Below are 14,396 nucleotides of genomic sequence, written 5' to 3'. Positions count from 1 at the left end.
CTCCGTGCGGTTTTCCGATGTGCGGAACGGAGCGCGTGACATGACCCGTATCGGGTATCTCGTCCATGACCTCGCCGATCCCGCGGTGCGCCGCCGGGTCGCGATGCTAGAGGCCGGCGATGCCGACATCGTTCCGGCCGGGTTCGTCCGCGAGGGGCGGGCGGTGCCGGTCTTCGAGACCGCGCCGCTGGTTCTTGGCGAGACGCGCGATGCCCGTCTCGCGGCGCGGGCGGCGGCGGTGGCGCGGGTCTGCCTGGCGCGGGTCGAGGCTCTGGCAGAGCAATTCGGGGATTCCGACGTGCTGATGGCGCGCAACCTCGAGATGCTGGCCATCGCGGTGCGGGTGGTGCGCCGGATCGAGGCGCGGACCGGCCGCAGGCCGCGGCTCGTCTACGAATGTCTCGACATTCACCGTCTGCTGACGAGCGAGGGCGTGGCGGGGCGCGCGCTCCGGGCGCTCGAGCGGCGGCTGGCCCATTCCGTCGACCTCGCGATTACCAGTTCCCCCGCCTTCGTGCGCAACCATCTGGGCGCGGTGTTCGGCGCCCGGACGCTGGTGGTCGAGAACAAGGTGCCGGCCCTGACCGACGATGTGACCGCCGCCGGGGCCACGACGCCGGGGCCTCCGTGGCGCATCGGCTGGTTTGGGGCGCTCCGGTGCCGCAAGTCGTTCGAGATCCTGTCGGATCTCGCGCGCCGCGGTGACGGGCAGGTCGAGGTCGTGCTGCGCGGGCGCCCGACGCCGGCGGTCTTTCCCGATCTCGCCGCCGAGGTGCGCGAGGTGCCGAACATGCGGTTCGAAGGGGCATACGACGGCGCCCGCGACCTGCCGGAGATATACGGCGACGTGCATTTCTCGTGGTGCATCGACTTTTTCGAAGAGGGGCACAACTCGGCCTGGCTGCTGCCGAACCGTCTGTATGAAAGCGCCTTCCACGCCACGCTTCCGATCGCGCTGGCCCATGTCGAAACCGGGGCCTTCCTGGACCGGAACGGCTTCGGCGTCACGGTCGACACCGCGGACGCGGCGTCGCTGTGGGCGTATTTCGCCGCGCTGAAACCGGCGGATTACGCGGCGCAGATCGCCCGCCTGGAAGAGCAGCCGCGCGCGCTTTGGTCGGTCACGGTTGAAGAGTGCGCAGCGCTGGTGCGGGCGCTTGCCACCGGCGGCGCGGCCCAGCGGTTCGCCGCGTCCGGGCATGAGGCCGGCATGGCCGAGGAGGCGTCGTGATGGCGGGTTTTCCGAGTGAGGCGGACGCATGAAGATCGTTTTCGGCAGCGCGCATCCCTACCTTCCCCAGATGAAGGGGGGCGCGCAGGCCAGCACGCATGAGATGGCTCTATCGATGACACGGCGCGGCCATGACGTGTCGGTGCTTGCCGGTCTGGCGGGCGAGGGCCTGATCGGGCTGCGCGGCCGGATCGCGATGAAACTGACGGGGCGGCGCACTGTGGCCGACACCGCGCTGGGCTACCGCGTGCATCGCGGCTGGTTCCCGTGGGAAGGGGTGCCCGAGCTGGTGGCGCGCGAGGCGCCGGATGTGGCCGTCGTGCAATCCTACAAGCCGGTGCCGATCGCGCGCGCCTTTCTCGACGCCGGAATCCCCTCGGTGATCTACTTCCGCAATGTCGAGGTCGAGGATCTGGGCGGCGACCTCGCGACGTTGGGACAGATCCCGGCGATTGCCAACTCGTCCTTCACGGCGGCGTGGTTCGAGCGGCACTACGGCCTGAAATCGCGCGTCGTGCATCCGATGTTCACGCCCGAGAGTTATCGGACCGAGACCAGCCGCGAATACGTGACCTTCATCAACCCGCATCCCCAGAAGGGGCTCGAGACGGCGCTGACGCTGGCGGAGCGCTGCCCCGACATCCCGTTCCTGTTCGTCGAGGGCTGGGGCCTGACCGGCGAGGAACGCGCGGCCCGCGATGCGCGGCTGGCCAGGCTGTCGAACGTCACGATGCATCCCGGCACGAACGACATGCGCGAGATCTACGGGCAGACACGCATCCTTCTGGCGCCGAGCCGGTGGGAAGAGGCGTTCGGCCGTGTCGCCGCCGAGGCGCATTACAGCGGCATCCCCGTCATCGGCGCGCGCCGCGGCGGGCTGCCCGAAGCGATCGGGCCCGGCGGCCTTCTGGTCGATGCCGATGCGCCGGCGGAGGAATGGGTCGCGGCGCTGCGGGCGCTCTGGGACGACACGGACCGTTACGAAAGCGTCTCGCAGGCGGCGCTGGACTATTCGCGGCGCCCGGACCTGGACCGCGAGAGCCAGATCGACACGGTTCTTGAGGTGCTGGCCGAGGCGGCGCGGGCGGGCCTGCCGGCGCGACCGTCGGCGCCGGTGGCCGCCACGTCCTGAGCCGACTCAATCGTTCCGGTGGCCGTAGAGCTCAGCCTGCGGCAGCGCGAGACATCCCGAGACGACCCCTGCATGCAGCGCCATGCGCAGTGTCCAGAAATTCCGGCGGTCGGTGGCGGCGGCGCGTCCGCAGGCGGCCACGCCGCAATAGGCGGTCTTTGCCGCGGCGGTCAGGGCCAGCTTGACCCGCGCCGCCAGCCCCGGCGCCGAGGCGGCATAGCTCTGCCCCATCCGGTACTTGCGCTGCATCAGCCAGCCGAGACGCAGGCGGTCGGGCGCGACGGGTTCGCGCACGATGGCCTCGTCGGCGATCTCGAACCGCGCGCCGTGGCGCATGAGGCGGAAGAAAAACTCGGTATCCTCGCCGCCCGACCGGCCCCGCGCCAGGTCGAAACGCTCGTCGGCCCACGGGACATCGCCGAACCGGACGAGCGCGTTGCAGGTGTGGCCCGTCTCGACCACGCCGTCGCGGCGTTCGGGGATGTTGGAATGATGTGCCTGCTGCCGCATCCACTCGGGCGCCTCGGGCCCGTATTCCGCCAGCGCCGGGCCGAATACGGCGTCGGCCCCGGTCTCGTCGGCGCGACGCAGGAGGGCGGCGATCCAGTCGCCGTCGGCGATCTCGTCATCGTCGATCAGGGCGACCCAGTCGCCCGTTGCCGCGTCGAGGCAGGCATTCCGCGCGATCGAGATGTTGCGCGCGGGCGCATGGACGTAGCGGACAGGTGTGGCGAGGGTCCGGGCATGCTCTTCGATCAGGGACTGCGAGGCCGGCGTCTCGGCATTGTCGGCGACGATGATACGCAGCTCGGTCGCGGGCGGACGTTTCTGCGCGTCGAGCGAGTCGAGCGTCGCAGTGATCTGCGGCCGGTTGAAGGTGCAGACGAGGATGTCGACCCGGCGCGCAGGGCTTCCGTCGGTCATGTGGCGGCCCCCGTCGCCGTGCGATGTGGCGGGCGGCGCAGCGTCTGCCGGAGAAAGCCGATCCCCCACGCGAAATGCATCGCCGCCAGCGCCGGTCCCGCCCATAGCCCGGCGGTCGACCGCAACTTGACCGCGCCGACGACGGACGTGATGGCGAGGACGAGGAGGTAGAAGGCGGGATACAATAGTGCGGCCGGCAGGACCGGCGACACCAGCAGGGCGAAGGCCGTGAGCGCGACGTGCAGAGCCGGCGCGATCTGCCGGGCCTTCAGGCGCATCTCGTGCTTCTGGCGGGTGCGCGCCCGTCCCATCCCGTAGTTCATGTATTGCCGCCACAGCGCGGCGAGGGTTGGGCGCATGGTGTATTGAAGGCGGATATCGCTTTCCAGCCAGACCCGGCCCCCGGCCTGCGCCAGCCGGTAATCGTATTCGGCATCCTCGTTGTGCGAAAAGGCCGGGTCGTAGCCGCCGATCCGGCGGAACCAGTCCAGCCGGAACCCCGCGTGGTGGCCGTGATCCACCCAGCCCGAGCGGCGGCCCCCGCGATGGGCCGATCCGCCCGAGCCGATCGGCGTGTCCGTGACCCAAGCCGCCGCCCTTTGAAAGCCGCGATTGCCGGTGGCGTCCATGACCGTGGCCACCGACGCGGCCTCGGGCCGGGCGGTCAGCGCCTCTGCCACACGCCGAACATACCCCTCGGGATAGACCGAGTGGCCATCGCAGCGGATCAGGAGCTTGCGCGGCGCCGGCTGATCCATCGCGGCGCGGTTCACGGCGGCGGATTGCAACCGGTCGGGGTTGTCGATCAGGCTGATGTTCGGAAACGCGTGTTCGGCAAGGTCGCGAACGATCTGCTGCGTGCCGTCCGTGCTGCCGCCGTCGGCGACGATCACCTGCGTGCGGCGGGCGAAGTCGTCGGACTCGAGGAGCGAGCGCAGGCACGCCTCGATCGCCCCGGCCTCGTTCAGGACGGGAACGACGACGGCGACATCTTCGGGCGCGCAGGGCGCGGACTCGGTCTCGCTCATTCTTGCGACTCGGTCGGTCTCGGGTTGTGCGCAGGCTCCGGGGACACGGCATGATTGTCCACCCATGGGCGCCGGACCCGCCGGGGCGGTCGGCGGTTCCCTGCCGGATTGCCGCAGGGTGCGGCGCCCTGCGGGCACGATGCCGCCGGAACAGGCGTTATCCGTGCTGGGTGCGCGTCAGTTTGTGCCGCGTGCGGCGCAGGGCTTCGCCCCCCAGCTTTCCCGCTAGGTCCAGCCCGACCTCGGGCGGCGCCCAGAAGCAGCGGACAGCGCCCACCGGGTCGGACTCACGCACCGCGTCGATCATGCGGCGCCACATCCACTCTTTCTGGACCTCGCGGACATGCCGGGTCAGGGCGGCGCGGGTGGCGGGGGCGACTCCGGGCAGCGCCATCAGCCGCCGATCCTGCGCGATCATCTCTTCGTGCACTTCGGTGGGATGCGCGCCGGAAAGCGAGGTTTCGCGGACGACCGCGACGTATCCCGCCGGATCGGTCAGTACGAAACGCGCGCCCAGGATCAGCGCCTCGGCATAAAGCACGTAGTCCTCGCCCAGTCGCAGGTCGGGGTAGGTGAGCGCGTGCCGGGTGAGGAACGCGCGCGACATCAGCGGCTTCACGAAGCCCAGCTCGCGGCGGCCGCCATGGCGCGAGGTGAGGTTGCCCCGGACGAAGTCGGTGGCGTCCAGGTGCTGACGGCCGATCGGGGCGTCGGACCACAGGCGCCACCGGCGGGCGCCGGCCGTGTCGCCCTCGTCCTGCTTGAAGAGGTCGTCCGCGACGAAATCGGCCTCTTCTTCCCGCGCGATGGCGAGCAGGGTGGACAGGCGCCGCGGCTCCATGAAGTCGTCGGAATCCAGCGCGGTCAGCCACGCGGCGCGGGAATTGGCGAGCGCGGTGTTGCGCGCGGCGGCCGGCCCGGCGTTCCGCGGTTGCACGATCACCCTGAGGCGCGGGTCGACGTCGGCGATGCTCTGGCAGATCGCCGCCGTTCCGTCGGTCGAGCAATCATCGACGACGATCACCTCGACCGCGACATCAATCTGGGCCAGCGCGCTGTCGACCGCGCGCCTTACGGGTGCTTCGGCGTTGTAGGCGGCAATGACCACCGTAACGTCGGGGATGGACTGGGCGCTTGTCACGTCGGGGACCTCACCGTGGACTTGCGCAGAGGATGCGCGAGCGCGCGGTGGATCACAACGCGATTGCCGGTGGTTCAGGACAACCGGCGAGTGATCGCGCCCTCAGCCGGTCTCGGACGTCTCGGCGCAGATGCCGGCGGTCGGAAAGCTGCTTCCCTTGCGCTCGGATGTGTTGGCGTGCCGCTCGCGGCTTTGTTTTTCGGCGGCCACGCGATACCACGCCACCCCGAGCGTCAGAGCGGCACCGATAATCCACCAGCCCAGTACGGCCAGCCACACGGGCCAGTGCAATGCGACCACGGCGACCGCCGCGAGAACGAGCGCGGGACCGTAGCCGAGCAGTATAGACTTAAGCAAATTCTTAGACATTTCCCCCCTCGATGGCGAAATACGCCGAACTCGAGTAGTCCGCATGAGCGGAATGTTACCTAGCAGCAAGACTATGTTTGACGTGATGACGCCGCGCAAGGATTGAGCATGACAATCTCGTAACAGTCCGTTTTTTGAGACAAAGTATTATACCCAGCGTTGAAGTTTCGATTCAGGAAACAACCTATGCGTAGGTTCGTCAGGAATGTTGAGGGACTGAGAGCCCACACATGGCCGGGAGATTCGCAGTGACATCAGAGGCGCCGGCGCCCCCTCCGGACGTGAGCGTGGTGGTTCCCACCTGGAAGTCTGCCGGCCATCTCGATGCGGCCGTGGCCTCGGCGCTGGGTCAGGTCGGCGTGTCGGTCGAGCTGCTGATGGTCGACGACGCCTCGCCCGATGACACCTTCGCGCACATTCAGGGCCTCGCCGCCGGGGATGCCCGCATCCGGGCCTTCCGGCAGCCAAAAAATGGCGGGCCGGGCGCGGCGCGCAACGCGGCGTTCGACATGGCGAGGGGTGACTGGATCGCCGTGCTCGACGCCGACGACGCGATGACGCGGCACCGCCTGCGCCACATGATCGACCTGGCCGAGGCCGAAGGCGCCGACATCGTGCTGGGCAACCTGGCCGAGCGCGACGCCGACGGCCACGTGGGCGAGAGCGCGTTCCTGGCGCAGCCGCAGATCCCGACCGAGTGGCGTGCGGTGGATTTCGTCGCGGGCAACCTGGCCGCCTCCGGGGGGCGGTCCTACGGCTATCTCAAGCCACTCCTGCGCCGCTCGTTCGTCGAGGCGCACGGACTGCGCTATGACCCGCGGCTGCGCAATGGCGAGGACTATCACCTGATCCTCTCCGCCTATGCCCATGGCGCGCGGGTCTGGTTCGCGCCTTCGGCGGACTATCTCTATACCCGTCGCGCCGGCTCGATCTCGCACCGGTCCGAACCCGACCACCTGGCGGCCCTGCTGGAGGCCGAGGACCGGGTCGCGCCGCTCTTTGCCGACCGCGAAGAGGTTGCGGGTCTGCTGGCGCAGCGGCGGCAGGCGCTTGCCGACATGCACGCGGCGGAACTTGTGATGCAGGCGCTGAAATCCGCGCGTCTGGGGCAGGCCGGACGCGAAGTCTTGCGCCGTCCGCGCGCCACGGGTCGCGTCGCGTTGCAACTGAAGGAGGCCGTGGGCAAACGGATCGGACGCCGCACGTCCGAAACGGCCCCGCCTGCAAAGGACACGCCGGTGGAATAGGGCGCGACCCGTCACCGGGAACACGAACAGAAGGCGGCCAGGCGCCGTCGGTCGAGAGGTCAACATGAAGACGTTTCACTCCGCCACTGCCCTGGCGATGGTCCTGACGGCGACGATGGCCCCCGCGCAGGAGGCCGAGCTGCCCTCGCTGGCCCGGCAGGGTCAGGGCGGCATCGGCGAGCGCGACTGGCTGGTCTCGGAATGGGACGCGGGGCAGTCGAACATCCTGACCTGGAGCGCCGAGAACGTCCGCCGCGAGAACGACGGCATAACCTTCGTTCTCGATGCCGCCGGCCCCGAGGCCGAAAGACCCTTCCGCGGCGGCGAGATCCAGTCCCGTACCACGGCCCGCACCGGCACCTGGAGCTGGCGGGCGCAGGCCCCCGAGATGGTCGAGGGCGCGGTGTTCGGCATGTTTCTGTACCAGGCCGACCACGAGAACCAGCCCTGGCGGGAATACGACATCGAATTCGTTGGCGGGGACACCACCGAGATCCAGATCAACATCCATTTCGAGACCGAGGCGGGCGAACACGTCTCTCTCGACCAGGCGAATGGCGGTCCGGTGACCGTCGATCTCGGATTCGACGCGGCCGAGGGGCTGCACGACTATGCGATCACCGTCGAAGAGGACGCGGCCGAGTTCCGCGTCGATGGCGAGGTCGTGGGGCGCTATGGCCCCGAGGACATGCCCGGAAACACCTGGAGCCCGGGACCGCTGCGCGCCTTCGTCGATCTCTGGGCCGTGCCCCCGTCGATGTCCGATTGGGCCGGAACCTGGGCGGATCCGGGGCGTGCGCTGACCGGGTGGCTGACCGGGGTCTCGCTGCCGGCGGACTGAGCCGCCGCGCTACTGCGTCGCGGCGCTGTCTGGGCCCCGCATCGACAGCCCGCTTTCGAGCGGCCCGATGCGGCCCGGGTTCGCCGGCAGGGACGAGGAGCCGCTGTCGGGCGCGGTGACGTCCGACGGCAGGGTCGCCGCGGGCATCGAGACGCCGCTCGGGCCGGGAAGGGTCACTTCCAGCACGTCGCCGGGGTGGAGCGTACTGGTGCGGTCGACGTCGATCTGCTCCGATCCTTCGGCGGTCTCGCGCGTCACCGTCAGCACCGGGGCGGCGGTCCCGTCCATCTGCACGAACCCGTCGCCGTATTGCAGCGACTCGGCGTAGAGCGACGCCTGGGTCTGCATCTTGACGCGGGTTTCCTCGACGTCGCTGCGCGTGTTCCGAATGGATTCCACCAGCTCGCGCCGCCGCTCGTTGATGAGGTCCGCGCGGTCGCGTCCGACTTCGCTCAGGCTCTGTTCGGCGTTCAGCTTGGCGGTCTCGAGCTCGAGACGTCGCACCTCCTGGTCCGCGACCAGACGCTCGAGCGAGTTGCGCCGGCTTTCCACCGACAGGCCGCGCTCGACGAGTTGGGAGGCGCTCTCAAGCTCCTCCTGCGCGAGTTCCAGTTGCCGGGCCCGCAGCTTGAGTTGCTCTTCCAACCGCGTGATCCGCTCTTCGAGCAGGTTCTCGATCTCGTCGAGCTGGCTGAGGCTCGACTCCAGCGAGGCCTCGCGTGCCTCCATGATCTCGCGCTCGCGCCGCATCAGCTCATCGCCCATCGGTGCGTTCGCCACCTCTTCGGGCGTGTCGATCTGCTCGGCGTCATTCAGTTCGGCCTGCAACCGCGCGACCGTCGCCAGCTGGCGCAGCAGGCTAAGTTCGAGCACGCGATATTCGCCCATCGTGCTCAGAGCGCTGCGCTCGGAGCGCAGGAAGGTCGTGCCCGAGCTACGCATCCCGCCCGCCAGACCGATCGCCTGCAGTGCGCTGAGGCCGGGCGTATACGGATAGGCGCCCGGCTGCTGCACGCCGCCGACCACGTAGACCGGGCGGAACTCGAGGATCGAGACCGAGGCTTCGACCTGGCCGCTGAGCCCCATGCGCGAGGCAAGGCGGCCCGCGATCTCGTTCGACAGCTCGGTCGTCGTCATCCCGGCCGCCTCGATCTCTCCGGTCATCGGCAGCGCGAGCCGGCCCCCCGACCCGATGCGGTACTCGCCGCCGAGGTCCGGCCAGCCGGTATACTGCTCTTCGACCGAATCCCACTTGCCGACATTGACCGTCACGGTCTCGAGCGGTTGCAGCCTGTGTTCGGCATCGCCCTGCGCCGTGACGGCGCCGGTCGTCACGACCAGCAGGACCGCGGCCAGCGCGGAACGGAGGACGTCGCGGAGGTCACGCATTGATCACCTGCTCTTCGTAGTTGCCCGACGGCATGTAGAGACGGGCCGCCTTGAGGTCGGCGCCATCGAGGATCGCGGTGACAAGCCGCGAGCGGAAGTCCTGATGATCGGCCAGCGCGCCTTCGGCGAGTTCGGTTCCGACCTTGCCCCATGGGATCGTCAGCACGGTGGCGTCGAGATGGCGCGACACCGTGTCGACCCCGGCAAGCCGGGTAAGCGGCGGCATCAGCACGAGGACATAGTCGAAGCCCGCCGGAAACTCGGCCGCCCTGTCCGCCGCGGCGGGGTCCGCGGCGGGGTCAGGCAACATGGCCGCCAGCTGTGAGCGGTCGGCGATCTCGAGGCTTCTCTGGTTCTTCAGCGCCTTGTGCGCGGCCTTGTCGAGCCCTCCGGCGTCCGCGACGAGAAACCGCGCCTCGCGCACGGCGCCGATGGACGACACGAGCGTGGCCACCGTGTCGGCAAAGTCCGGATCGGCCGTCACCGGCGCCAGTCCGACCACCACCGGGTGACCGCTGCGCCGCCGCCGGTCGATCGCCTGGACGACACGCATCATCGTCTGGTGGGCCACCAGCCCCTTGCCCGAGTCCTTCTTGGCGTGGCGTCCCTTCGGCCTCAGCCCGGCACAGGTGAGGCCCAGCCAGGATTCCACGTCGTGCCGCGTGCGGAAGCGGCGCGGCCGCAACTCGCGCACGCCACCGATCGAGGCGCCGACGAGGATGCCGAGGAACAGCCACGTCGCGAGCATCATCTTCTTCTGCGGGCTGGATGCGCCCGTGGGCTTTTCGGCCTCGGAGATGATCTGCACCGACGCGATCGGGAACGCCTCCTGCTGGGTCGTCAGCTCGTAGCGTTCGAGATAGTCGCGATAGACGGTTTGATACGTCTCGGCCACGGTTTCGAGCTGGTTCAGGCGCCCCAGGACGGCAACGTCCTGTCCCGAGCCCTTGGTGATGGCGTCGAGATCGTTGCGAAGCGATTCCTCGCGGCTGCGAGCGATGTCGAACTCGGCCTCGACGGACCGGACGGCCCGGCGCACCTCTTCGCGGATCGCGGTCTCGAGGCTGGTGATCGAGTCCTGCAGCTGCTGCGCTTGGGGGTGGTCCTCTCCGAACTCTTCCGTGATCGACAGGTAGCGGCGGCGCGAGTTGAAGTATTCGCGGCGCAGTTCGCTCAGGATCTCCTGTCCGCCGGCCTGACTGCCCTGAAGCGCGGCCACGCCCAGGGCCTCACCCGCCGGCGCGTCGAGCAGCGACTGGAGGCTTTCCAGCCGGGCGCGCACCTGTGCAGTCTGGGCGGAGGCCTGGATCAGCTCGCTCGCCATCTCGGATTGCTGCTGCTCGGTCAGAAGATCGCCGCGCACCTGGACCAGATCGTTCTCGGATCGGAACCTCTGCACTTCGGCCGCCGCGTCCAGGCTGCGCTGCTCAAGCTCGTCCAGGCGCTGCTGGATCCACTCGCCCGCATTGGCGGCCACCTCGCGCGTCGCCTCCAGCTGGAAGGTGCGGTAGGACGTGCCGTAGGCGCGGGCGATATCGCGAACGCGGATCGGGTCGTAGCCCTCGAAGCCGATGTTGATGACGAAGCTGCGTCCGACCCGGTCGACGCTCAGCCCGCTCCGGAGGATCGAGGCGGCCCTCTCGCGCGCCTCCGTCGTCGGATCCGTGGGCTCCTCGGCCGTCTCGCCGCCCGATGCGGACCCGTCGCTGCCCGCCGTGGGCTGCGGCGCGGGTTCGAGCATGTCGGCGATCGGATCGGTCACGCTGGAGACGAGGCCCGAAATCTTGTCGCCGAGGCTGGCGGGCGGGTTCATGAACGCCTCGTCCTCGTGCAGCGACAGGCTGTCCACCACCTTCAGCGCCAGGGTCTTCGACTTGATGATCTCGACTTCGCTCTGCACCGCCGAATTGGTGTAGACGGCGTTCGGGATCGGCGAGACCTCTTCCAGAAGCTCGTTGCGCTCTTCGTCCAGCAGCACGGTCTCGACCGCGCGGAACTGCGGGATCGAGCCGAGGATGAGCATGATCGCGATACACAGGCCGGCAAACGCGCAGAGGGCGATCAACGGGATCTGCCGGCGGATGGCCCGCGCCGCGGCCCTGATGTCGAACGATTGCTGCGGCCCGTCCCCCGAGGGTTGTCCGCCCGACGGGAGCCAACCCATCGATCGCTCTTTCACGGGGCCGGTCATTGCAGGCCCCCGTTCGCAAATGGCGTTCCGGGCGCGGCGGCGGCGCCGCGCGGATAGTCAGTGGCTCTCACGCTCATTCTCCTTGCGCAGTGAGAAGGGCGGGGCGTCTCAACCGAATGACGGGCCATTCCTCTCCGGCAGAGCGGTCCATCGCATAGCGATCGGCCATGTTCAGCAGGAGGAACGGCACGAGAAACGACCCGGCCGTGTAGGGGGTGAAAAAGTCGATCTCGACCGCCGAGCGCAGCACGAACAGGAGTGCCAGGGCGGCGCAGAGCAGAGATGTGCCGGGGGCGGTGGTCCGACGGACGGTCAGCACCGCCATGATGACGAGCGCCAGCGTGAGCGCGCCGAGCAGGACGACGCCCAGAAGCCCGAGGCCCACATAGCCCTCGATCAGCGTGTTGTGGAAATGGAAGCCGGTCTTGCCGGTGATGTAGAACGTCTCCCACAATTCTTCGGCGGCGGTGCGTCCCGGCGTCCAGAAGGCGTAGTAGCCGAGGCCCAGATAGGGCTGTTCGCCGCCGATCTCGATGCCGCGCTGCCAGAGGTAGGTGCGCCCGGTCAGCGTCGTGTCCTTGCCGAATGCGCCCAGCACGGCGTCGAACGCGCCGAGGTTCAGCGCGGCCGCCGCCAGGGCCAGGCCGCCACAAATAAGGACGAAAATCGCCGCATTTCTCAGGCGCGGCGGCAGGCCGATCAGCACTCGCCCGGCCAGGATCACCCCGAACGAGAACATCACCGACAGCATCGACGTCGCCGAATCCGAGAGCTGCAGCAGCACCAGCGCCAGGGCCGCGGCCGCGACCGCGACGGCCCGCCACAGCGCCGAGGCCTGGTAGAGGAAACACACGGCAAAGGAGAAAAGCAGCGTCAGGCTCGCGAAGTAGCCAAGCTGGTTCTTCGATGCGAAGGCGCCGTTGAACGCATAGGTGCCATCGACGACGTCATAGGCGTAGCTGCCGTTCAGCGCCGAGTAGATCAGCACCAGCAACCCGCCGATCACGCCGCCCGCCGCCAGGTTCGGGATCGAGGTCAGGCGCGCGGCCACGAGGCCGCAGAACACGGTGGTGCCGTACTGGATGCCGCCGCGCAGCGTGCCCGAGGTCACGTCCGACCACAGCACCGAAAGCGTTGCGACGGCGGGCAGGACAAGCAGCGGCAGCACGCGTTGCGCGCCCCAGATCAGCATGCCCGGCGCGGCGATGAAGGCCGGCAGCCAGCACCCGTAAAACGCGAGGATCGACACCTGGCCGAAAAGCTGGGAATAGGCGAAGACGAAGAACGACAGCGCGATCGCGGGAATCACGAACGCCGCGTTGGCCTCGGGATCAAGGAGATGCCGCTTGGGCACGTTCATGGTCGACTGCCTCGGTTGGGTCTGCCAGAGACGTGTCGCAGACGGAGCGGGGCGGGTGCGAGTCCGGTCTGCCGGATCTCACGGCGCGAGACGCGTATGTTTCATACTCTGCCCAAATAGTGCACCGTCTGGCCGCGATCTTAGCATGATTTCGCTCAACTTACACGAATGTCACTTGAATACCTCCGCCTTTGGAACTTGTTTTGGCCCGTAAGGTTGGCGCCGCGTTAGCGGTGTTGCTGCAGTGCAGTAATCGGTTGAGTAACGGTAGAAGCTGAGTGACTGCGTAACGAGCCGCAGGCAGATGCCGGCGCGCGCCACGGAACGTAACACAGTACGACACAACGTGCAGAAGACACGTGCCGGCCGCACCTGGGTATCGACCCGCGGCAATGGCGGAAGGGCTTTGACGATGGCGAAAGACCACGATTCGATGGAGTTGGCCGAGAGGCACCTGAACTCCTACACACCGGCATTCCTCGTGCCGGGCACGAGTTACGACCAGATGGCGCCCCGGCGGCAGCCTCAACCGGATCGCGAATACCCCCTCAAGCAGAGCTTCGACCGGGTCGCGGCCGCGGTGGCGCTCGTGCTGTTGGCGCCGCTCCTGGCGCTGATCGCGGGGCTGATCTACCTGACGGACCGGGGCAACGTGTTCTTCGCCCAGCCGAGGCTGGGCAAGAACGGCCAGACTTTCCGCTGCCTGAAGTTCCGGAGCATGGTGCTCGACGCCGAGACGGCGCTCGACCGGCACCTGCACGACAACCCCGCCGCCGCGCGGGAATGGCGCGACACCAGGAAGCTGAAGGAGGATCCGCGCATCACGACCATCGGCTCGGTGCTGCGGAAATCCAGCCTCGACGAGCTGCCGCAGCTCATCAACATCGCCCGCGGCGAGATGAGCATGGTCGGCCCCCGTCCGATCGTCGAGGAAGAGGCGCCCTATTACGGCAGCGCGATCGAGGATTACATGTCCGTCCGCCCCGGCCTGACTGGCCTGTGGCAGATCAGCGGCCGCAACGACGTGGGCTATGGCGAAAGGGTGCAGCTCGACCAGTACTATACCCGCACCCTCAGCCTCTGGGGCGACATGCGGATCATCTTCCAGACGTTCCGCGTGGTGGCCCAGAGGCGCGGCAGCTACTGACGCGACCGCGCTTTCCGCTCCCCGTCCGTCCTCGGCCGGCCCAAGTGGCCGGCCTTTTTCGTTTCCCGACGCCCGTCTTTTCAGACGAGGATTGTTTCTGGTTTTTCGATTGCGGTTTTGAGGGTTGCGAGGAATTTTGCGGCGTCTGCGCCGTTGATGACGCGGTGGTCGTAGGAGAGGTCGAGGGGGAGCATGGGGACGGGGCGGGGTGTTCCGTCGTTCCATGCGGTTTCGGTCTGGGTGCGTGTGAGGCCGAGGATGGCGACTTCGGGCGGATTGACGATGGGGGTGAAGGCGGAGCCGCCGATGCCGCCGAGGTTCGAGATGGTCATCGAGGCGCCGCCCATCTCGTCGGGGCGGAGCTTGCGGTCGCGGGCCTTTGCGGCGAGGGCGTCG

General features: G+C 68.4%; 13 protein-coding genes. 5 read left to right on the top strand and 8 right to left on the bottom strand.

All coding sequences use genetic code 11. The features are described 5' to 3' along the window. Positions 1 to 40: 40 nt before the first annotated feature. Together BMZ25_RS17470 and BMZ25_RS17465 are read left to right on the top strand one after the other, a co-directional pair. Complete coding sequence (locus BMZ25_RS17470) at positions 41 to 1,231, top strand: glycosyltransferase family protein (RefSeq protein WP_092695940.1); 1,191 nt, start codon at positions 41 to 43, stop codon at positions 1,229 to 1,231. A gap of 28 nt (positions 1,232 to 1,259) precedes the next feature. Further along, on the top strand, positions 1,260 to 2,363 hold the full coding sequence (locus tag BMZ25_RS17465; RefSeq protein WP_092695939.1) for a glycosyltransferase: 1,104 nt from the start codon (positions 1,260 to 1,262) through the stop codon (positions 2,361 to 2,363). Positions 2,364 to 2,369: 6 nt separating this feature from the next. Here BMZ25_RS17465 and BMZ25_RS17460 read toward each other — a convergent pair whose 3' ends face one another. The 4 genes from BMZ25_RS17460 to BMZ25_RS17445 all read right to left on the bottom strand — a co-directional run bounded on the left by BMZ25_RS17460 (position 2,370) and on the right by BMZ25_RS17445 (position 5,825). Next, positions 2,370 to 3,287 carry a glycosyltransferase family 2 protein gene (locus BMZ25_RS17460; protein WP_092695938.1) on the bottom strand — a complete coding sequence of 306 codons (918 nt, stop codon included), beginning with the start codon at positions 3,285 to 3,287 and terminating at the stop codon, positions 2,370 to 2,372. Further along, complete coding sequence (locus BMZ25_RS17455; protein WP_092695937.1) at positions 3,284 to 4,315, bottom strand: glycosyltransferase family 2 protein; 1,032 nt, start codon at positions 4,313 to 4,315, stop codon at positions 3,284 to 3,286. Before BMZ25_RS17455 ends, BMZ25_RS17460 begins: the two co-directional genes overlap by 4 nt. A 157-nt stretch (positions 4,316 to 4,472) precedes the next feature. Beyond that, on the bottom strand, positions 4,473 to 5,456 hold the full coding sequence (locus tag BMZ25_RS17450) for a glycosyltransferase family 2 protein (protein WP_177190518.1): 984 nt from the start codon (positions 5,454 to 5,456) through the stop codon (positions 4,473 to 4,475). Positions 5,457 to 5,558: 102 nt separating this feature from the next. Further along, entirely contained in the window at positions 5,559 to 5,825 is a 267-nt protein-coding gene (locus BMZ25_RS17445; RefSeq protein WP_092695935.1) for a hypothetical protein, read from the bottom strand. A 287-nt stretch (positions 5,826 to 6,112) separates the two neighbouring features. Here BMZ25_RS17445 and BMZ25_RS17440 point away from each other — a divergent pair, with 287 nt between their 5' ends. Together BMZ25_RS17440 and BMZ25_RS17435 are read left to right on the top strand one after the other, a co-directional pair. After that, on the top strand, positions 6,113 to 7,072 hold the full coding sequence (locus tag BMZ25_RS17440; protein ID WP_177190517.1) for a glycosyltransferase family 2 protein: 960 nt from the start codon (positions 6,113 to 6,115) through the stop codon (positions 7,070 to 7,072). A gap of 64 nt (positions 7,073 to 7,136) precedes the next feature. Then, entirely contained in the window at positions 7,137 to 7,913 is a 777-nt protein-coding gene (locus tag BMZ25_RS17435) for a family 16 glycosylhydrolase (RefSeq protein WP_092695933.1), read from the top strand. Between the two features lie 9 nt (positions 7,914 to 7,922). Here the strand turns inward: BMZ25_RS17435 and BMZ25_RS17430 are convergent, their stop codons facing one another. From BMZ25_RS17430 to BMZ25_RS17420, 3 genes are all read right to left on the bottom strand, one after another. Further along, the gene (locus BMZ25_RS17430; protein ID WP_092695932.1) at positions 7,923 to 9,302 is read right to left on the bottom strand and encodes a polysaccharide biosynthesis/export family protein; all 1,380 of its coding nucleotides are present in this window, start codon (positions 9,300 to 9,302) and stop codon (positions 7,923 to 7,925) included. After that, complete coding sequence (locus BMZ25_RS17425) at positions 9,295 to 11,466, bottom strand: GumC family protein (RefSeq protein ID WP_177190516.1); 2,172 nt, start codon at positions 11,464 to 11,466, stop codon at positions 9,295 to 9,297. Before BMZ25_RS17425 ends, BMZ25_RS17430 begins: the two co-directional genes overlap by 8 nt. Positions 11,467 to 11,566: 100 nt before the next feature. Further along, positions 11,567 to 12,853, bottom strand: coding sequence for an O-antigen ligase family protein (locus BMZ25_RS17420; RefSeq protein WP_092695930.1), 1,287 nt, complete (start codon positions 12,851 to 12,853; stop codon positions 11,567 to 11,569). A gap of 412 nt (positions 12,854 to 13,265) precedes the next feature. On the opposite strand from BMZ25_RS17420, the gene BMZ25_RS17415 reads away from it, so the two are divergent. Next, positions 13,266 to 14,000: a sugar transferase gene (locus BMZ25_RS17415; RefSeq protein WP_177190515.1), complete on the top strand. Its 735-nt coding sequence runs from the start codon at positions 13,266 to 13,268 to the stop codon at positions 13,998 to 14,000. Between the two features lie 80 nt (positions 14,001 to 14,080). Here the strand turns inward: BMZ25_RS17415 and BMZ25_RS17410 are convergent. Beyond that, the coding region (locus tag BMZ25_RS17410) for a 2-oxo acid dehydrogenase subunit E2 (protein ID WP_177190514.1) at positions 14,081 to 14,396 on the bottom strand (316 nt) is incomplete at its 5' end.

Source organism: Tranquillimonas rosea, assembly GCF_900111315.1.
Taxonomy (GTDB): domain Bacteria; phylum Pseudomonadota; class Alphaproteobacteria; order Rhodobacterales; family Rhodobacteraceae; genus Tranquillimonas; species Tranquillimonas rosea.
Note: the sequence above shows the minus strand (reverse complement) of the source record. Positions and strands in the feature narration are given on the sequence as shown.